The organism is uncultured Desulfovibrio sp. (assembly GCF_902477725.1).
Lineage (GTDB): Bacteria > Desulfobacterota > Desulfovibrionia > Desulfovibrionales > Desulfovibrionaceae > Desulfovibrio.
This window is the reverse complement of the sequence record NZ_CABSIF010000017.1, coordinates 1-18897: the sequence shown is the minus strand read 5'-3', so window position 1 is coordinate 18897 and position 18897 is coordinate 1. Positions and strand designations below refer to the sequence as shown.

Below are 18897 nucleotides of genomic sequence, written 5' to 3'. Positions count from 1 at the left end.
GCGCATGATTGTTGTTGCCAATACCATGAGCGCTATTGCCCTGGTGCTCGGGTCTCTGCTTAGTCTTTATTTCTGGATTGTCATTATCGCGGCTGTGCTCACGTGGGTGCGCCCCGATCCCTACAATCCTATTGTGCGCACCTTGCGCACCCTTACGGAGCCTGTGTTTTACCGCGTGCGCAAATGGTTGCCGTTTACCTATTCAAGCGGCATGGATTTTTCGCCCGTGGTGGTGCTGCTGGCCATTGAGCTGTTTAACCGGATTGTCATAGCCTCGCTGGCTCAGTACGCGATGACGCTTCATTAAAAGAACTGGCGCCGCCGGAGGACTGATTTTTTCATATGCTCCATGCGGATGTCTGAGAATCCGCGCCAGGAGAATAAGCCCATATGACTTGTAGCCGCGCTGCACAAAGCCACATCGGCGCAACGGCACAGGCGGGCTGATGTCACCTTGAGCAAAAGCCTCAGTTGATGCGCAGGCAACAGCCTATGAACATCTAACAATGGAGATTTCTTATGGATCAGCAAGAACTGGAACTGCTGGAAAAGTACGCTGCCACTGATCCGGAGCTGAAATCCCTTTGGGAAGATCACGTGCTCTACGAAAAACAGGTGGAAAAGCTCGAAGGCAAGGCCTTCCGTTCGCCCACTGAAGAGCAGACGCTCAAGCAATTGAAAAAGCAGAAGCTCGAAGGAAAAACCCAGCTCATGGCCGTTCTTGATCGTCTGAAGAAACAAGGATAGCCGGGCTTTTTTTAAGGAGTCGGACATGGAATGTACTGGTGCGCAGATTCTCCTTGAGTCCATGAAGCGAGAGGGCGTGGATGTGCTGTTCGGTTATCCGGGCGGTGCGGTCATTGATATTTATGATGAACTACCGCGACATCCCGAGCTACGCCATGTGCTGGTACGGCACGAGCAAGGAGCTGTGCACGCGGCTGACGGCTATGCCCGTGCCTCGGGCAAGACCGGTGTATGCCTGGTCACCTCGGGGCCTGGAGCCACCAATACGGTCACGGGCATAGCCACAGCCTACTCCGATTCCATTCCTCTGGTGGTGTTCACCGGGCAGGTGCCCACCCAGCTGATCGGCAACGATGCCTTTCAGGAAGTGGATATCGTGGGTATTACCCGGCCCTGCACCAAACATAATTTTCTGGTCAAGGATATCACCAAGCTGGCATTGACCATCCGTCAGGCCTTTTACCTTGCGCGTTCGGGCCGTCCCGGCCCGGTACTGGTGGATCTGCCCAAGGACGTCATGCAGAAGCGGGCGGAATTTGTCTGGCCTGAAGACGTCTACATGCGCAGCTACAACCCCACCTACAAGCCCAACCTGAACCAGTTGCGCCGCTCGGTGGAAGAACTGGCAAAGGCCGAGCGCCCGGTGATTCTGGCGGGCGGCGGGGTTATTCTGTCCAATGGGGCAGAGGCTCTAACGAGCCTTGCGCGCAAGCTGAACATACCCGTAACCTGCACCCTCATGGGGCTTGGGGCTTTTCCGGCCACAGACCCCCTGTGGCTGGGCATGGTGGGCATGCACGGCACCTACGCGGCTAACCTTGCCATCAACAACTGTGATGTGCTGATGTGCGTGGGCGCGCGCTTTGACGACCGCGTTACCGGCAGGCTGGCGGCCTTTGCGCCCAAGGCCCGCATTGTGCACATCGACATTGACCCCACATCCATTCGCAAGAATGTGGAGGTGCATGTTCCTGTGGTGGGTGATTGCCGCCTGGCGCTGGAGGGCATTGCAGAAATCTGCGAGGCCAAGCTGGAAAACAAGGACTGGGCGGGTGAACATGCCGCCTGGATTGCGGCCGTGGCCGAATGGAAGGCAAGCAAGCCCCTGTGCTATCAGGAAAACGGCAATATCAAGCCGCAGTCGGTCATTGAGGCCCTGTATGACATCACCGGCGGCGATGCCATCATCGCCACCGAGGTGGGCCAGCACCAGATGTGGGTGGCCCAGTTCTATTCGTTCACCAAGCCGCGCACCCTGCTGACCAGCGGGGGCCTAGGCACCATGGGCTACGGCTTTCCCGCTTCGGTGGGGGCGCAGTTTGCCTTTCCGGATAAAAAGGTCATTGCCGTGGCAGGCGACGCCTCGCTGCAGATGAATATTCAGGAGTTGGCAACCGTGGTTGCCAACAGGCTGCCCATCAAGGTCGTCATTCTGAACAACCGCTATCTGGGCATGGTGCGGCAGTGGCAGGAGCTCTTTTACAACAACAACTACAGTTCCACCAACATGGAAGCCCAGCCCGACTTTGTGAAGCTGGCCGAGGCCTACGGGGCCGAAGGCTATCGCATTGAAAAGGCTGAAGACATGCGGGCCGTGCTTGAAAAGGCCCTTGCTTCGCCCAACCCTGCCTTCATTGACGTGGTGGTAGAGCGCGAAGAAAACGTGTACCCCATCGTGCCCGCCGGTGCGGCGCTTGATGAAATGTTGCTGGTGTAAGGGAGATGGCTATGCAACGACATGTGCTTTCCGTGCTGGTGGAAAACGAACCCGGCGTGCTTTCCCGCGTGGCTGGCCTGTTCAGCGGGCGCGGCTTCAATATTCATTCGCTCAATGTGGCCCCGGCCCTGGAAGAGGGCGTTTCGCACATGACCATCACCACCGATGGCGACAGTCTTATTCTGGAGCAGATCATGAAGCAGCTCCACAAGATTGTTTCGGTCATCAAGGTGGTGGATTTTGCGGATATTCCCGCTGTGGCGCGTGAAATGATCTTTGTCAAAGTGCAGGCAGAAGGCCCCATGCGGGGCGAAATTCTGCGAACTGTTGAAATATTCCGCTGCAAGGTGGTTGATGTAAGCCCCAATGAGATGACCATTGAGGCCACTGGCGACCAGAATAAGCTGGACGCCATCATCAGCCTGCTGCAACGGTTTGGAATCAAGGAACTGGCGCGCACAGGCGCAGTTGCCATGCGTCGTTCCAAGAAAACGGATTAGGGTTCCGGGACGCGAAGTGCGGCCTTTTGCCGGGGGTGTTTGGCACAAAACACACCGCAAGGCATGGCTGCCACCACGCGTAAAGAATCCGGTCGCGCGGCCTTGCGCCGCGAGATTACAGGAGCGTTAGCCCGTGAGCGTGTCAATGGCCCACAAGGTCTCCTTGACAACGCGCATGAGGTCGGAGTGGTGAGTATATCCATATAAACCAGCCCGGGTCATTGGCAAAGCGTCCCACAGGCGGCCTTGCCCGCCGTATCCAGTCGGCCCCCCCTCTGTCCTTGCCGCAAGGGCGGCAAGGGATGTATTTTTTTGTCTAACCGTGAGTGATCTCAGAGGATGTTCAGATGAAAGTTTATTACGATCAGGATGCAGACCTTAATTGTTTGAAAAACAAGACCGTGGCCATCATCGGTTATGGCAGTCAGGGCCATGCCCATGCCCAGAATCTGCGTGATTCCGGCGTCAAGGTTGTGGTGGGTCAGCGCCCCGGCGGCGCCAACTACGAGTTGGCCAAGGAACACGGCTTCACCCCCGTGTCTGCTGCCGAGGCCGCCGCTCAGGCCGACCTGATCATGATTCTGCTGCCTGACGAAGTGCAGGCCGCCGTGTACGAAAACGACGTGAAGCCCCACCTGACCAAGGGCAAGGCCCTGTTGTTCGCTCACGGCTTCAACATCCACTTCAGCCAGATCCAGCCGCCCAAGGATGTGGACGTGTTCCTCATCGCCCCCAAGGGCCCCGGCCATCTGGTGCGCCGCACCTTCACCGAAGGCGGCGGTGTGCCCTGCCTCGTGGCCATTCATCAGGACGCCACCGGCGAAGCCCTCAAGATTGCCCTGGCCTATGCCAAAGGCATCGGCGGCACCCGCTCCGGCGTTATTGAAACCTCCTTCCGTGAAGAAACGGAAACCGACCTCTTCGGCGAACAGGCAGTGCTTTGCGGTGGCGTTTCCGCCCTCATCAAGGCCGGTTTTGAAACCCTGGTGGAAGCCGGTTATCAGCCAGAAATGGCCTACTTTGAATGCATGCACGAAATGAAGCTCATCGTTGACCTTATGTACGAGGGCGGCCTTTCCCGCATGCGTTACTCCATCAGCAACACCGCTGAATACGGCGACTACGTCACCGGCCCCCGCCTGATCACCGAAACGGTGAAAAAGGAAATGAAGGGCGTGCTCAAGGACATCCAGAGCGGCGTGTTTGCGCGCAACTTCATTCTTGAAGCCCGCGCCAAGTACCCCATGTTCCTCACCACCCGCCGCAACGAGTCTGAACACCAGATCGAAAAGGTGGGCAAGGAACTGCGCGGCATGATGTCCTGGCTCAAGAAGGACAAGAAAGACTAGTTCCGCTGTTTCAGCTGCTGGCTGAAAGCGTTTTGTTGGGGCTTTCCACGAAATTTTCGTGGAAAGCCCCATTTTTTATGCCCGGTTAAAATCATAAAACAGATTTTTTTTCAAATGGCCAGCCTGTAGCGGATTGGGACACAGCCGGCATTATTTCAGGCTTACAGGGGATATTGCCATAGGAAATTGATCAATTTTATCGGCTTGTGTATGTTGCAAAAATAGTTACTGTTTGCCACAATCAGGCCATACAGCTTGTATATAAGGTTGTTATCTTCCATGCGCCGGAGCATCCTGCGGGCTGCATCGGTGTGCCGTATTTTACGGGCATGGCCTTTCCGCTTTTGGTTTTATCATGTGTGCATTGCTTCCCGCCTTTGCCTTGCGACCGCCCATTTACGCAGCCAGTTACGCTGGTATGACCTGCCCTGACATTGTGCCCGCGCTGTACTTTTTTGTACCCCGCGCCCGCTGCAACAGCGCGCGCCTGCGCAGGGGAGTTGGTGCAGCTTTTCGGCTTGTCGGTCTGCACCTTGATTTTTCAGGAGATTAAGACGTGCTCAGAAATTTTAGTATCAGTCAGCGGATTGTCTTTTTTGTCATCCTCATGATCGCCCTGATTATTGCCATTGCAGGCCTGTCCGTGCGCATGACGGAAGGCGTCATTGCAGACGGCACGGCACTTGCCAAGGAAATGCTGCTCGACTCCCAGAGGGCGCGCATCAAGGATATCACGCACTCCCAGGCGCTTGGTCTGGCGGCCATGACGCAAGGTCAGCCCGAGGCCGAGCAGTTGCGCATCATTGCGCAGTATGTGGACAGCGCCCGGTTTGAGGATGACAGCTCCGGGTATTTTTATGTGTACAAGGGCACGGTCAATACTGCCCACCCCACGCAGAAGCAGCTGATCGGCAAGGATCTGGCGTCAACCGCAGACAGCCATGGCGTCCACTATGTTAGTGAACTGTACAAGGTCGCCCAGCGTGGCGGCGGTTTTGTGGATTTTGTGTTCCCCAAGCCCGGCTCTGGCGACGTGTTCAAGCTGGGCTATGCGGAAGCTATAGCCGGAACGCCCTTCTGGATCGGCACAGGCGTCTATATCGACAATGTGGACAAGGCCGAAAGCCACCTCATCACCACCATGCGCTCCATCCTGCACAGCAAGCTGGCGATCTATGGTGGTGGTTTTCTGGCGGTTCTGTTGCTGGTGGTCTGCCCGCTTTCCTATGTGATGGTCGTGTCCATAACCCGGCCCCTGGCTGGCATAACCCGGCATGCCCGCGCCGTGGCGCAGGGCAACCTTGATGAAGAATTTGAGACAACAGGGCGCGATGAAGTGGCGACCCTGCAACAGGCCTTGAGCGCAATGGTTGTGAAACTCAAGGAATTTATCGGGCAGGCCGAAGAGCAGAGCCGTCTGGCTGGCAAGGCCGCCAGTGAGGCCCAGCAGGCGCAGACAGAGGCCCTTGAAGCCGAGCGCAAGGCAAAGGACAAGACCGCTGCCATGCTCCAGGCCGCGGAAAGGCTGGAGCAGGTTGCCCAGGCTGTGAGCACTGCCTCAACCCAGCTTTCAGCCCAGATAGAGCAGTCGGACAAAGGGGCCGTGCATTCCGCCCAGATGCTTGCAGAGGCCGCAACAGCCATGAATCAGATGAACGCCAGCGTGCAGGAGGTGGCGCTCAGCGCCGCAACCGCATCAGACGCGGCCAGCCAGACACGTGACCGCGCCCTGAGCGGAGCAGGCATTGTGGAAAAGGCCGTGCAGAGCATTGGCCATGTCCACGAAGTCTCGTTGCGGCTCAGGGATGGCATGGCCGAACTCAACGACCATTCACAGGCCATTACGCGCATCATGGGCGTTATCTCCGATATCGCGGATCAGACAAACCTGCTTGCGCTCAATGCCGCCATCGAAGCTGCCCGGGCAGGCGATGCCGGGCGCGGTTTTGCCGTGGTTGCCGATGAAGTGCGCAAGCTGGCGGAAAAGACCCTTGCCTCAACCCAGGATGTGGGCAACGCCATCAAGGCCATTCAGGAAAGCACGTCCAAGAGCGTTTCGGACATGGATGATGCTGTTGAGCAGGTAGAGCAGGCCACGGATTTTGCCAATCAGTCGGGCAAGGCTCTGGAGGAAATCGTGGCTACCGTAGAAGCCACCGCCAGCCAGGTGAACGCCATTGCCGAGGCCAGCGGGCAGCAGTCTGCCGCCAGCGAAGAAATCAACCATTCAATTGACGACGCCACCCAGGTTGCACACCAAACGGCAGAAGCCATGAATGAGGCCCAAAAAGCAGTGGCTGATCTGGCAGTTCAGACCAGGGGGCTGGCCGAGCTGATTGTGGACATGAAAAACTAGGGACTGCCTCCATATAATTGGGAAGTCTGTGCGCGCCTACGGCACACTATACATACTGGGCAGCCCCAAAGGTGAGCATCTGACGAGCCAATTTCATAGCCGCTGAGACCAGCAGGGAATTATGCACTACCCAAAGCAGATTTTTTAGTACCTCAGCATGCTTGAAGAAAAGCAATCGCTCGAACAGTTGAGCCTGTGGGGATAAGAGGGCTCACCATCTTGGGCTTCATTTAAGGAAAGTCATTAAGCTATACGTGACATGCGTTGTGGGGTAAGGTCACGCATAAGGCTTGAAACTTTAGCAAGTTGAGAAGCGTCCAGCTTTACGATTTGCCAAATATCGTCCTCTGACACTTTTGAGAGGTAACAATTGTATTTTATTGCCATTATCAACTTCTAACCTTTTGCTGCCTCGGCTAGTCATGGCCCAATCATTAATTCTAACAAAGCATTCTTGGGGGCGTGGATGTGCAACCGAAGCAATCCTAAACTGAGAGAAGACCTCTCGGTGCAGAGGATAGTGAGGCAGCCTTCGGCTGTTCTTATCCTCGCTGTCTTCCTTTCAACTGTGGCTCTTACGGTCTCTTGGGGAGGGGAGGCGCTGGCAGATGAGGTAATTGATGCTGGGACACGCACCGTCAATACGTCGACCTCCTACACTGGTGACCTGTATGTCGGGAAGGACCACAATGCGACACTGATCGTTGAGTCTGGAGGAACGATCAGCGGAACAGGCGGCAATATCGGCGGCAATATCGGATACAACGCTGGCAGCAACGGCACGGTGACCGTCACTGGCACCGGCTCGGCATGGGCCAACCCCACGGGCCAAGATATGGATGTCGGCGCGAACGGTACGGGTACGTTGAACATCCTGAACGGGGGCACGGTCAGCAATCAAAACGGCACGGTCGCACACTTCGTCGGCAGTACGGGTACGGTGACCGTGACTGGTGCGGGTTCGACATGGACGAACGCTAACGAACTCGTTGTCGGCTGGAGCGGCAGGGGTGAGATGACCGTCTCTGACGGCGGAAGGGTTACTGCCAACAGCAATGGCTTCATAGGAGCCCGTGACGGTGGCAGCGGTCAAGTGACGGTGACCGGGTCGCGCTCGACGTGGGATATCGGCAGCCAGCTCGTTATCGGTTTTGGAGCGTCGACTGGTGAACTGCTCGTTGAAAACGGCGGAACTGTTATCAATACGAGCGGTCGTATTGGACTGAGCGCCAACAGCGTTGGCACTGTGACCGTTACTGGCTCGGGCTCGACACTCACCGATAACGGCCCCATTCTGCGTGTCGGTTATGATGGCACGGGTACGCTGACCGTTGCCAATGGCGGCCAGGTGACGGTTGGCACGCTGACGAACGGTGCCTACAACGGTACCCTCACCATTGCTTCCAATGCCGGGTCGACGGGGACGCTGAACATCGGTGCCGCCGCCGGTTCCAGTGCGGCCGCAGCGGGCACGTTCAAGGCTGCGTCGATCGCTTTCGGTAGTGGGACGGGCACAATTGTCTTCAATCATACCAGTTCCGGCTTGTTGTTCGACAGCGCGATCAGCGGAAATGGAACTTTGAAGGCGCTTGCCGGAAGGACGATCCTGACTGGCGACAATTCGCTCTTCACGGGCAATACCGTGGTGAACGGCGGTGTGCTGACGGTCAACGGCTCGATGGCCGGATCGGCGACAATGGTCGAGAGCGGCGCGCGGCTGACCGGCTCGGGGACGGTCGGGAGCGTGACGGCACTCTCGGGCTCGACAGTGGCACCCGGCAACAGCCCCGGTACACTGACCGTGGCGGGCAACTACAGCCAGGCTTCGGGTTCCACCTACAGTGCAGAGCTGGTTCCCGGCGGTTCCGTCTCCGACCTGATCTCGGTGTCTGGAACGGCGACGATCAATAGTGGCGCAATCCTCATGGCCTCCCGGTACGGTAGCGGATTCTTTACGCCCGGCGCTCGCTACACAGTGCTGACGGCGGCTGGCGGGGTGACGGGCACCTATTCCCTCAGCAATGCGGCGCTCTCCAGCTTCTACGCCGCGACTGACAGCTACGACGCCAACAACGTCTACCTCAATGTAACGCAGTCCCGCGCCTTCACCAGTGCGGCGGCAACGCCAAACCAGTTAGCTACGGCGGGCGTTTTGCAAAATATGTCGCTGAACAATACCTTGCGCGGAGCAATCGGCAATCTTCAGACCGACGGCGAGGCGCGCGACGCTTTCGACCAGCTTTCGGGCGACATCTACCCGTCTATCAAGAGCGCGATGGTCGAGGAAAGTCGCTTTGTTCGCAGCGCCGCTATTGACCGCATACGCTCGGCTTTCGACGCCGTGGGCGCGCAGGCAGCACCGTCTGCCACCTATGGTTTTGAGGGGCTGACCGTCTGGACGAACGGCTACGGTGCGTGGGGCAACACCGACAGTGATGGCAATGCCGCGAAGTTCTCGCACAATACAGGAGGCTTCCTGATCGGCGCCGATGCACCTGTCTTCGACACATGGCGGCTCGGCTTGCTCACTGGTTACGGTCGTTCATCCTACGATGCGGATTCCAACAACGCCTCCGGCTTCTCAGACAATTACACCCTTGGTGCTTATGGTGGATCCGAGATCGGCGCGTTAGGGGTACGTCTTGGTACAGCCTACACCTGGAGTGGCGTCCGTACTGATCGAAGTGTGAACTTCACCGGTTTCTCCGACAGGCTGTCCGGTCAATACGATGCCCGTACCTTTCAGGCCTTTGGCGATGTCGGCTACCGCCTGGATGCAGGCGAGACGTCGCTTGGCAAGCTTTCCTTCGAGCCCTTCGTCTCCCTCGCCTATGTGAACGTTCATACCAACGGCTTCACCGAAGAGGGTGGGCTTGCGGCGCTGACGACGCAGAGCGGCGACAATAACGTCACCTTTTCGACAGCCGGTCTGAGGGGTGCGAGCGACTTTACGCTGGGCGGTGTCGCACTGACCGCCACCGGTTCGCTCGCATGGAGGCATGCCTCCGGCGACATATCGCCAATGACGACGGTCAATTTTTCCGGCTCCGACCGGTTCGGCATCGAGGGGGTGCCGATAGCGAGGAACATGGCTTTGGTCGAAGCGGGCCTGTCCACCCACCTCAGCCAGAATGTCTCGTTCGGCATCTCCTATACTGGCCAGTTTGCAGGCGACACCCGAAGCCAGGGTATTCGCGGAGACCTCTGCGTAACATTTTGAGGCCCGAGTTGGCGTGCGGAAGTTACTGGCCATTTTCTTTGAAATTGCCTGGATGGCGAACGAAAAAGCTTCTACTCGCCATCCAGGCAGGTTGATATTTTCTTGGATCACATCGGCAAATTTGAACTAAGGGGATATCCTGAGATAATTGGCTTATCCAACTGGCTGTGCGTGAAGGGCTTTTTTTGAGTCTTGGTGAAGCCGCAGCTTGAAATGCTGAAGGCCTCTGTGCGGTGCAAAGCCGCACAGAGGCCCTCGTTGTTTTTCTTCTCTGAGTTATTTCTGAAAAAATTATTTGCCCTTCAGTCAGGAAAAGGGGTGCATGTTGCTGACTCGCTTGCTCCAGCTCAGTGCAGCCATTCCGCCCAGGCAATCTTAAGTCGCGTCACGCAATCGGGTATGTCCTCAAGGCGAATCTTGCCAAAACCCAGAAACAGCGTATCCGGCGGGCACTCGGCCTTGTCCTGCCAGAACTGCATGGTGGGGTAGACCCGCACCCCCTGCTCCAGGGCTTTTTTTATGAGTAGCTTCTGGTCCGTTCCGGCAGAAAAGCGCAAAAGAAAATACTGGCCCGTGCCGTTGCCTGTCATGCGCAGGCCCGACCCCAGACGGGAAAATTCCTGAATAAACAGCTCAAGGCGGTTTTTGAACACATGGCTCAGGCGGCGGATGTGTCTGTCGTACTGGCCGGTTTCGAGCAGGCGGCCAATGATGTACTGGTTCAGTACGGGGACAGTGCTGTTGTATTCGTCAAACATTTCGTGAAAGGCGGCGGCAAGCTGCGGAGGCAGAATCATGTACCCCATACGGATGGAAGGGGATATGCCCTTGGAAAATGTGCCAAGATAGATGACCCGCGCTTCCGTATTGATGGATTGCAGCGAAGGTATGGGCTTGGAATAGTAGCGCATCTCGCTGTCAAAGTCGTCTTCAAGTACGTAGACGTTGTTGCTCTGCGCCCAGCGCAGCAGGGCATGTCTGCGCCCGATGGGGAGCGTGACCCCGGTGGGGAACTGGTGGGACGGCGTGGTGTAGATGGCAAAGGCCTGCGGCCTGTGGGGCAGGTCGTCCACTTTCAGGCCGTGTTCATCCACGGGTACGGTCTCAATGGGCAGGTGGTTGTTGCGGAATACAGCGGCCGCCTTGTTGAAGCCGGGTTCTTCCATCAGGATTTTCTGCCCGCGCTGGGCTGCTATTTTACATAGGTATTCCAGCGACTGCTGCAAACCGCAGGTTATGACGATCTGGTCCTCCGTGCAGTTCACGCCGCGAATGCGCTTGAGATAGGCCAACAGGTTTTTGCGCAGGTAGGGTTCGCCCTGCATGACCTGCAAGGCAGAGATTTTTTCTTCTCTTTCCAGCATCTCAAGGCATTCAAAGGTGTATTTTTTCCAGAGGCTTTTGGGGAAAAGATCAACCGTGTGGCTGCTGTTTGTCAGGTCGTAAACCAGGGGCTGCCCGTGCGCCAGCGTCTGCCCTTGCGCACATATTTCTGGCTGCGTGGGGCACTGCGCCGCCTGCGGCGCGGCGTGGCCGGATGGCGTGGCTGGGACGTCAATGCTGGGGACGTGCTGCACCACAAAGCCCACGCCCCTGCGGGGGGCTATGTAACCCTCCGCCACCAGTTGACTATAGGCATTGTCCACAGTATTGCGGCTGACCGCCAGCATGGATGCCAGCATTCTGCTACCAGTCAGAACCGTGCCTTCTGCAAGCGCGCCGCAGGCAATATCCTGCTTCAACTGGCTGTATATCTGCAAATACAGCGGCCCGGAGCCGTCCTTGCCCGTGCTGATCATGTCTGCTCCCAGGTGGCACCATAAAATATGTGTCATGTGGCACTTTTGATGGTGCCATGTCCACTGTATCAAAGGGGGCAGCAAACACAACAAAAGGATGGGAGGATCCATGTCCACGCAAGGCGATACAGTGCCGCAGGGCGGAATGCGGCGGGGAAACGGCACAAAATATGTTCTGCTGGCGGTGCTGGCAGTGGCCTTTTTGGCCACAGGGGGCATATTTGTGCGGCAGAGCGGCCTGTCACCCATCAATACGGGGATGTACCGCATGCTGTTTTCCATCCCGCTGCTCTGGCCGCTGGCCTATGGTCGGCTTGGGCGGCTCAGCGGCAGGGATATTGTCCTGCTGCTGTTATCCGGCCTGTTTCTGGCGGGTGACGTGGCCCTGTGGAATACGGCATTCAGCTACACAACAGTTGCCAATGCCAACCTGCTCACCAACCTGACGCCGTTCACGGTCATTCCGGTTTCGTATTTTCTGTTTCACGAGCGGCTGCCGAGGCTGTTCATTCCCGGCGCGGCTGTTACTCTTGCCGGGGTGGTGCTTTTGGTGGGGGGCAAGGCCAGCCCTGTGCCGGGCAACTATTTTGGTGATTTTCTGGCACTGGCTGCGGCCTTTTTTTACGCGGGATTTCTGCTCATTGCCTACCGCCTGCGCGACAGGATGGAGAGCAGCGTCATCATGCTTGGCAGTGCCGTTGGCGGACTTGTGGGCCTGTTTTTTGCCTCGTGGGCTGTGGAGGGCTTGCAGATTCCGCGAAGCTGGGACGATCTGTGGCCCATATTGGCTCTTACGCTCTGCGTGCAGGTGATTGGGCATAACATGCTCACGCATTGTCAGGGCAAGCTCAGCGTCAACCTTTCTGCGGTGATCTGCCTTTGCCAGCCTGCCATTGCCGCTGTGTACTCGTGGGTCATATTTTCAGAGAAATTGTCGGGTCTGGAAGTTCTGGGCATAGCGGTGGTGCTGGTGGGCGTCTATATTGTCAAAAAGCAGTACACGCCAAGCAGGGATGAAGCTGTCGGGGCCGGGCAAAAGGCCGCTGGCTGGCTGCCCCCTGTGATCGCCCGCTGGCTGGGCAGGCGGTGCAAGCCTGCCGTGGCGGAAGAGCCGTAGACAAAAAATATTTCGGGCCTGTGGGGGCTGTTCCGGCAGAGATGCGCAATGCGCTGCCGGAACAGCCCCTTTCTTTTGTACTATTGCTGCATGCTGGACATGAGATCCATAAGATTTTGGGTCTGCCCTGCCAGTTCGGCCACGGCATCCGCCGCTTCGCGCATGGCGGCAGAGGTCTGGCGCGACATTTCGCTTATCTGGGTTATGGCGCGGCTTACTTCATCGCTGGCGGCAGACTGCTGCTCGCTTGCGGCGGCAATGGCATTGACCTGATCCGCCGTGCCCTCAACCGTGGCCACAATATCGGTCAGGGCCGCACCAGACTGGCTGGCGTAGGTATTGGCTTGTTCAATCTGCCTTGCGGCCCTGTCCACAGAATCCATGCTCTGGGTAGCGCTGGACTGGATAGCCTCAATGGCATTGGCAACGTCATGGGTGGAGGCCATTGTTTTTTCCGCCAGTTTGCGCACTTCATCCGCCACCACGGCAAAGCCCCGCCCGGCATCACCCGCACGGGCAGCCTCAATGGCGGCGTTGAGGGCAAGCAGATTGGTCTGGTCGGCGATGTCTGAAATAACGCCCATGATGCGGTTGATGTTTTGGGTGTGTCCGTGCAGTTGGGCCATGTCGTCCTTGAGCGTCATGGATGCCTGATGCACCTGATCAATGCTGCGCAGCGAGCGTTTGACGATTTCTGAGCCGTTTTCCGCCTTGGCGCGGGTTTCTGTGGAGGCCTGCGAGGCAACGGACGCGTTGCGCGCCACTTCCTGCACTGTGGCATTCATCTGCTGCATGGCAGAGGCCGCCTCGCCCAGTCGGGCCGATGTCTCTTGCGCGCCTTTATCTGACTGCTCAATCTGCGCCGCCAGTCGCGCTGTGGCCGCGCTCACTACCCGGGCCACCTCCTGAAGTCTGGCGGCGGCCATCCGCAGGGCTTCGCTTTTGCTCTGGGCCTCGATATTGGCGGCTTCCGTCTGGCGCAGGGCTTCGGTTGCCTTGGCGGATTGCTCCCGCGCCACCAGTGATTCACGCTGAGCGCTTTCGATGTGGGTTTTCAGTGCCTGCACCATCGCGACGATGGAAGCGTACACGCCAACGCTGTCGCTATTTGCGTCATGAATGTCGTAGTCTCCGGCAGCAACACGGCTTGCCACAGCCTGGAGTTCTCCCGGGTCTTTGCCAAGTTGATGCTTTATGGAGCGCGAAAGTACAAGAGAAACGATGATGCTGAAAAAAACGGCGGCAGCACTAAGCGCATATGCGCCTTTAACTGCACTTTCGCCTGTGGCAACGGCCTCGGCAGACACCTGTTTGCTGTCTGACTTGGTAAGCGCCATCAGCTCTTCATAGAGTGGTTCAAGGCTGTTGAATAGCGTGGTGTATTTATTTTCAAATATGTTTATTGCCTCTCCACGTTCTTCACATTGCACAAATGCAAGGATTTCTTTGCGTACCGTGTTGAGTTTGCGAGAAATTGCATCAATTTTTTCTATCAGTTCCTTTGCTGCTGCATGGTGCTGGTCTTCGGATTCACCCACAATGGCAAAATATCTATCATGATTTTCCCTGATGGAATCCATCGTGCTGGTGATGTTGGAGGAATATCGTTCGATCTCTGAGGGCGAGGTTTGTGAAATAAGCGCCAATACGTCAGAGCGAATAATCCAGAATTTCAGATGCATTTCCTGAAGTTCTATGAGAGATGGGAGCAAAGATGTATCTATTTCAATGAATCTTTTATTCATTGCAGAAATGTTTTTGATTGACATTCCACTCATCGCAAGCAGAACAAGTGTAATAAAAAAGAATGATAGTCCAAGTTTTACAATCAGTCGCATAGGCTTTCACCTCCGGGGTTTGTGCTACAGACACTTGCGATGAATGTATAACTTATGCAAAGAGCGTGCTAAATTTTTTCAGTGGGATGAAGGACAAAATATACAACAAAGGGGGTGGTTTTTCTGAACCCCGCTTTGTACGCGCCATGCAGTATATGGAGGACGCTGTCGCGAGCCGGAATAAATCGTGGTTCATGGCTTCTACCAATTGCATGAGAGGTTGCTCTGGCCTGGGCTGAAAGGTTGGTTATGGCCGCTGCTGGCTCGCTCATGGCTGGTCTCCCGCAAATGCATACGGCTAAGTATAATAGCGGTTGATCAGACTCCCAGAATGACACCGCAAACAAAAACGCCGACCCGAAGGCCGGCGTTTTTGCAACACCTGTTGCAACAAACCGTGAATACCCTGAAAAAAATTACTGGGCGCGCATCTGCGCAATAAGGCCCGAAAGCCCGTTGGCCTGGGCCGCCAGGTCTTCCACAGCTTCTGTGGCCGCACGCATGGCAGAGGCTGTTTGCCGGGACATGCCGTTGATCTGGTCAATAACGCTTGTGACCTGGTCACTGGCGGCGGACTGCCCCTCGCTGGCAGAAGTGATAGCGGTAACCTGATCAGAGGTGGATTCCACCATCACAACGATATCTGTCAGCGCCTGTCCGGATTGTTGGGCAAAGTCATTGGCCTGCTCAATCTGAAGGGCAACGTTATCCACAGAATCCATGCTTTTTGCTGCACTGTCCTGAATGGCCGTGATGGCGTTGGCCACGTCATGTGTGGAGGCCATTGTTTTTTCCGCCAGTTTGCGCACCTCATCAGCTACCACGGCAAAACCGCGCCCGGCATCGCCCGCACGGGCAGCTTCAATAGCGGCATTAAGGGCAAGCAGGTTGGTCTGGTCGGCAATATCCGAAATAACGTTCATGATGCGGTTGATGTTTTGCGTATGTTCCCGGAGCTGCGCCATATCGTTCTTGGTCGCCAGCGAAACATGGTGCACCTCGCTGATGCTGTGCAGGGAGCGCTTGACGATTTCAGCGCCTTGCTCGGCTTTTTGGCGCGTTTCGAGCGAAGCGGCATTGGCGGCTGCGGCGTTCTGCGCCACCTGAAGCACGGTATTGTTCATCTGCTGAATGGCGCTGGCGGCCTCCGTCAGCCTGAGCGACGTTTCGCATGCTCCCTTGTCAGACTGCTCAATGTGCGCTGCCAGTCGCGTTGAAGCGTCGCTCACAACCTGCGCAACCTGCTGAAGACCCTCAGAAGCGGCGCTCATTGCTTCGGCTTTGCGCTGGGCTTCAACGCTTGCTGCCTCCGCCTGCCGCAGGGCTTCTTCTGCCCGCTGGGCGCTTTGCCTGGCGTTTTCCGATTCCTGATGCGCCTTTGCCATGTTTTCTTTAAGCGTCTGCGCCATGGAAACCATATCTGCATACACGCCAGTTTTGGTGCTGCCATCGTCAATATCGTAATCGCCGTTGGCAACCCGGCGGGCTATGACGGCCAGTTCGCCGGGGTCTTTGCCCAGTTGCCGCCCCACAGAACGCGTGAGCAGCCAGGTAATGCAGATGCTGATGATAACGGCAGCCAGAGTGATGGCAATGGACATGTTGCGGGTTTTTTGCCCTGCGTCAGTGGCGCTTTGGGCCGCGGCCTTGCTGCCCGTGACGTTCATGCGGACAACTTCGCCATAGGTCTCGCCAAGTTCCTGAAAAACTGGGCGGTATTTTTTGTCAAAGGCCACGTTTGCCACGCCGCGCCGACCGTCCAGCACACCCTTGATGATGCCTTCGCGTGCCTTGCTTTCCTGCAAGGAAAGGTCGGCAATGCGCGCCATAAGGGCCTTGCCTTGCTCACTATCCATGCCGGGGGTGGCGTTGCGCAGTTGCAGATAGGCGGTCTGATCGCGCTGGATGGAGTCCATGGAATCCTGAAGATTCTTTTCGTACTTGCGGATCTCGTCGGCGTAGGTTTGCGACATTATTGACGCAAGATCGGCGCGGAGCGAATTGAGCTGCACATTCATGGACTGGATGGCGGTGACGGAAGGCAGCCATGCCTCGTCAATCTCGCGCACCTTGCCGTTCATTTCGCCCACGTTGTGCATCGTGATGGCAGAAGACACCAGAATGACGGCAATAAGACTGCCGAAAGAGAGCACAAGTTTTGCGCCTAGTTTCATGTGAGGCATCCTCCACGTTCAGCTGAAACTGCCCCGTTTGTCGCGGGCAGCGCTGTTGACAGCATAGAGCAGATGAACATTGAACAAGTTTGTCTGTTCACGCGGATTCTGAAAATCCGCGCCACGAAATGCTCTGGCGGGCCGTAGGGGGGCGGCCCAGAAACTGACAGTCTGGCGGAATGCTTGGATACGCCGCAATTCAGAAGTCCGATTGCCAAGCGTTGCCAGTAGGGGGGATGCAACGCGATGGGGGGAGCAATCAGATGCGGCATGGCGCGGCTTCAGGAACAAGCCGGACAGAGCCACTGTCTGAATTTACGGAGAACTGGAAAATAAGTTTATAGCAGAGGCAATATATCTGCGCAAGGTGGTCTGCTGCAATGGCTGAGCGTGATGATTGCCCGCGTGGGGGCTCGGCTAGGGCTGGCCGACAAGCCAGCAGGCCGTGCTGTGCGCGCCGCTGACCACTGCGGGCGGCATTTCGGCGGCGCAACGCGCAAGGGCAGACTTGCAGCGGGGGTGGAATGGACACCCCGCAGGCATGTTGGCAAGGGATGGAACCGTGCCCGGTATGGTTGGCAGGCGCTCAAGGCCGCGTGAACGGGCGCTGGGCGCAGCGTGCAGCAATCCCTGCGTGTAGGGGTGGCGCGGGTCGGCGAACAGCTCCTGGGCCGGAGCGCATTCTACCAGGCGCCCGGCATACATGACGCCCACTGTGTCCGCCATCTGGGCGGCTACGCCGAGATCGTGGGTAATCAGCAGCACGGCCATGCGGCGCTCGCGGCAGCGGGCCGCCAGCAGACGCAGAATCTGGCCCTGAATCGTGGCATCCAGAGCTGTGGTGGGTTCATCAGCCAGTAGCAGGGCAGGTTTGCACGACAATGCCATGGCAATCATGACGCGTTGGCGCATACCGCCCGAGAGCTGGTGCGGGTAATCGTCATAGCGGCTTTGCGGCGCGGGAATGCCCACTTCCGTCAGCAGGTCTATGGCAGCCTCGCGGGCTTCAGAGCGGCTCATGCCCTGATGCAGCCGCAAGGGTTCCGCCACCTGATCGCCAATTTTGAGCACCGGGTTGAGGGAGGTCATGGGCTCCTGAAAGATCATGCCCACCTGACGACCGCGCACGGAGCGCATTTTTTTTTCTGAAAGCTCAAGCAGATTCTGAACGTGCAGCAGAATGCGCCCTTCAAGCACCGCGTTGGGCGGGGTGAGCCGCAAAATGGCTTTGGCCGTGAGGCTTTTACCGCAGCCGGATTCACCAACGAGGCAAACTGTTTCACCCTCATGCAGGCAGAGGTTTATGCTGCGCACGGCGGGCAGCGGGCCGTCTGCGGTTGCAAAGGTCACAGAGAGGTTTTCCAGTTGCAGCAGGGGGCTGGGGGCTTGGGTAGAAGGCTTGTTCATGGGCAGAGCCTACCAGAAGGTGCTGGCAAAAAAAAGCCTTGTGGGCTGGGGTGCTGAGGCAGAGGGGGCAGGCCGGGCAGGGGCGGCAGGGAAAGAAAAGGCAAAAGCAGGGGAGAGGTTTTTTGCGGGGTGGGTGAGCCTGTCAGGCTGATTTACGCAAACCCGACGTTTACGCCCTGAATGCGTCAGCGCCGAAATTTTGATGCTCACGTACTTGTTGAGTACGCTGCGCTCAAAATCCCGGCGCTTCCTTTTCAGACCGCAAAACGCGTATTTTGCAAATTAGCCCAACACCAGCCATCGCCTTCGCGTTTGCTCCGGCGAGTTTAAGGAAGGCGGCTCCACGACCAGCGCCTGATGGTGAACATATTCTTCTGACTCGTAAGGTATTCCTTTGGTCATGGCTGAATGAAACTTGCCATTATCACATGCACCTTGTCGAAGTGGTGCATGTCTTTGTTTGCTATCAGAATTTATCCACGCGTAGTACTGCCAGAATATTCAGAGCAACTAAAAAGGTACAAGGCTCATTCTCTGGCAGCAATAAAATCAATGGTAGTTGGCTGAAGCGGAATTCCATTCGGAGCGGAAATGTTCTCTGGCATAAACGCGGCGCGGAGGGAGATCACCTGAGCGAGTGCAGCGAGCGAGGGAAGCTCCCGCAGCTATGGCC

General features: G+C 57.0%; 13 protein-coding genes. 8 read left to right on the top strand and 5 right to left on the bottom strand.

The window, feature by feature from the left end; all coding sequences use genetic code 11:
- Positions 1-4 precede the first annotated feature (4 nt).
- The 7 genes from RDK48_RS13400 (at position 5) to RDK48_RS13370 (ending at position 9889) form a co-directional block, all read left to right on the top strand.
- Positions 5-307 carry a YggT family protein gene (locus RDK48_RS13400; protein ID WP_298994872.1) on the top strand — a complete coding sequence of 101 codons (303 nt, stop codon included), beginning with the start codon at positions 5-7 and terminating at the stop codon, positions 305-307.
- Between the two features lie 212 nt (positions 308-519).
- Complete coding sequence (locus RDK48_RS13395; RefSeq protein ID WP_240824927.1) at positions 520-747, top strand: DUF465 domain-containing protein; 228 nt, start codon at positions 520-522, stop codon at positions 745-747.
- A 25-nt stretch (positions 748-772) separates the two neighbouring features.
- Positions 773-2464, top strand: a complete 1692-nt coding sequence (gene ilvB, locus RDK48_RS13390; protein WP_298994877.1) for a biosynthetic-type acetolactate synthase large subunit — start codon at positions 773-775, stop codon at positions 2462-2464.
- Positions 2465-2475: 11 nt separating this feature from the next.
- Positions 2476-2964, top strand: coding sequence for an acetolactate synthase small subunit (gene ilvN, locus RDK48_RS13385; RefSeq protein WP_022659634.1), 489 nt, complete (start codon positions 2476-2478; stop codon positions 2962-2964).
- A 347-nt stretch (positions 2965-3311) separates the two neighbouring features.
- On the top strand, positions 3312-4313 hold the full coding sequence (gene ilvC / locus RDK48_RS13380; RefSeq protein ID WP_298994881.1) for a ketol-acid reductoisomerase: 1002 nt from the start codon (positions 3312-3314) through the stop codon (positions 4311-4313).
- Between the two features lie 556 nt (positions 4314-4869).
- Positions 4870-6669, top strand: coding sequence for a methyl-accepting chemotaxis protein (locus RDK48_RS13375; protein WP_298994884.1), 1800 nt, complete (start codon positions 4870-4872; stop codon positions 6667-6669).
- Between the two features lie 466 nt (positions 6670-7135).
- On the top strand, positions 7136-9889 hold the full coding sequence (locus tag RDK48_RS13370; protein ID WP_298994887.1) for an autotransporter domain-containing protein: 2754 nt from the start codon (positions 7136-7138) through the stop codon (positions 9887-9889).
- A gap of 347 nt (positions 9890-10236) precedes the next feature.
- On the opposite strand, the gene RDK48_RS13365 is transcribed toward RDK48_RS13370, so the two are convergent.
- Complete coding sequence (locus tag RDK48_RS13365; RefSeq protein WP_298994890.1) at positions 10237-11688, bottom strand: PLP-dependent aminotransferase family protein; 1452 nt, start codon at positions 11686-11688, stop codon at positions 10237-10239.
- 109 nt (positions 11689-11797) lie between these two features.
- Between RDK48_RS13365 and RDK48_RS13360 the strand changes: the two genes are divergently transcribed.
- The gene (locus tag RDK48_RS13360) at positions 11798-12805 is read left to right on the top strand and encodes a DMT family transporter (RefSeq protein ID WP_298994893.1); all 1008 of its coding nucleotides are present in this window, start codon (positions 11798-11800) and stop codon (positions 12803-12805) included.
- 80 nt (positions 12806-12885) lie between these two features.
- On the opposite strand, the gene RDK48_RS13355 is transcribed toward RDK48_RS13360, so the two are convergent.
- From RDK48_RS13355 to RDK48_RS13340, 4 genes are all read right to left on the bottom strand, one after another.
- Positions 12886-14643, bottom strand: coding sequence for a methyl-accepting chemotaxis protein (locus RDK48_RS13355; RefSeq protein WP_298994896.1), 1758 nt, complete (start codon positions 14641-14643; stop codon positions 12886-12888).
- 68 nt (positions 14644-14711) lie between these two features.
- On the bottom strand, positions 14712-14915 hold the full coding sequence (locus tag RDK48_RS13350) for a hypothetical protein (protein WP_298994899.1): 204 nt from the start codon (positions 14913-14915) through the stop codon (positions 14712-14714).
- Positions 14916-15059: 144 nt separating this feature from the next.
- Entirely contained in the window at positions 15060-16817 is a 1758-nt protein-coding gene (locus RDK48_RS13345) for a methyl-accepting chemotaxis protein (protein WP_298994902.1), read from the bottom strand.
- Between the two features lie 417 nt (positions 16818-17234).
- Positions 17235-18224: an ABC transporter ATP-binding protein gene (locus tag RDK48_RS13340; RefSeq protein WP_298994912.1), complete on the bottom strand. Its 990-nt coding sequence runs from the start codon at positions 18222-18224 to the stop codon at positions 17235-17237.
- Positions 18225-18897: the final 673 nt, after the last annotated feature.

Excerpts from the sequence above, each read along its gene's own strand:
- RDK48_RS13400 (WP_298994872.1), top strand. The coding sequence starts at position 5 with ATGATTGTTGTTGCCAATACCATGAGCGCTATTGCCCTGGTGCTCGGG.
- RDK48_RS13395 (WP_240824927.1), top strand. The coding sequence starts at position 520 with ATGGATCAGCAAGAACTGGAACTGCTGGAAAAGTACGCTGCCACTGAT.
- ilvB (WP_298994877.1), top strand. The coding sequence starts at position 773 with ATGGAATGTACTGGTGCGCAGATTCTCCTTGAGTCCATGAAGCGAGAG.
- ilvN (WP_022659634.1), top strand. The coding sequence starts at position 2,476 with ATGCAACGACATGTGCTTTCCGTGCTGGTGGAAAACGAACCCGGCGTG.
- ilvC (WP_298994881.1), top strand. The coding sequence starts at position 3,312 with ATGAAAGTTTATTACGATCAGGATGCAGACCTTAATTGTTTGAAAAAC.
- RDK48_RS13370 (WP_298994887.1), top strand. The coding sequence starts at position 7,136 with ATGTGCAACCGAAGCAATCCTAAACTGAGAGAAGACCTCTCGGTGCAG.
- RDK48_RS13365 (WP_298994890.1), bottom strand. The coding sequence starts at position 11,688 with ATGATCAGCACGGGCAAGGACGGCTCCGGGCCGCTGTATTTGCAGATA.
- RDK48_RS13360 (WP_298994893.1), top strand. The coding sequence starts at position 11,798 with ATGTCCACGCAAGGCGATACAGTGCCGCAGGGCGGAATGCGGCGGGGA.
- RDK48_RS13355 (WP_298994896.1), bottom strand. The coding sequence starts at position 14,643 with ATGCGACTGATTGTAAAACTTGGACTATCATTCTTTTTTATTACACTT.
- RDK48_RS13350 (WP_298994899.1), bottom strand. The coding sequence starts at position 14,915 with ATGAGCGAGCCAGCAGCGGCCATAACCAACCTTTCAGCCCAGGCCAGA.
- RDK48_RS13345 (WP_298994902.1), bottom strand. The coding sequence starts at position 16,817 with ATGAAACTAGGCGCAAAACTTGTGCTCTCTTTCGGCAGTCTTATTGCC.
- RDK48_RS13340 (WP_298994912.1), bottom strand. The coding sequence starts at position 18,224 with ATGAACAAGCCTTCTACCCAAGCCCCCAGCCCCCTGCTGCAACTGGAA.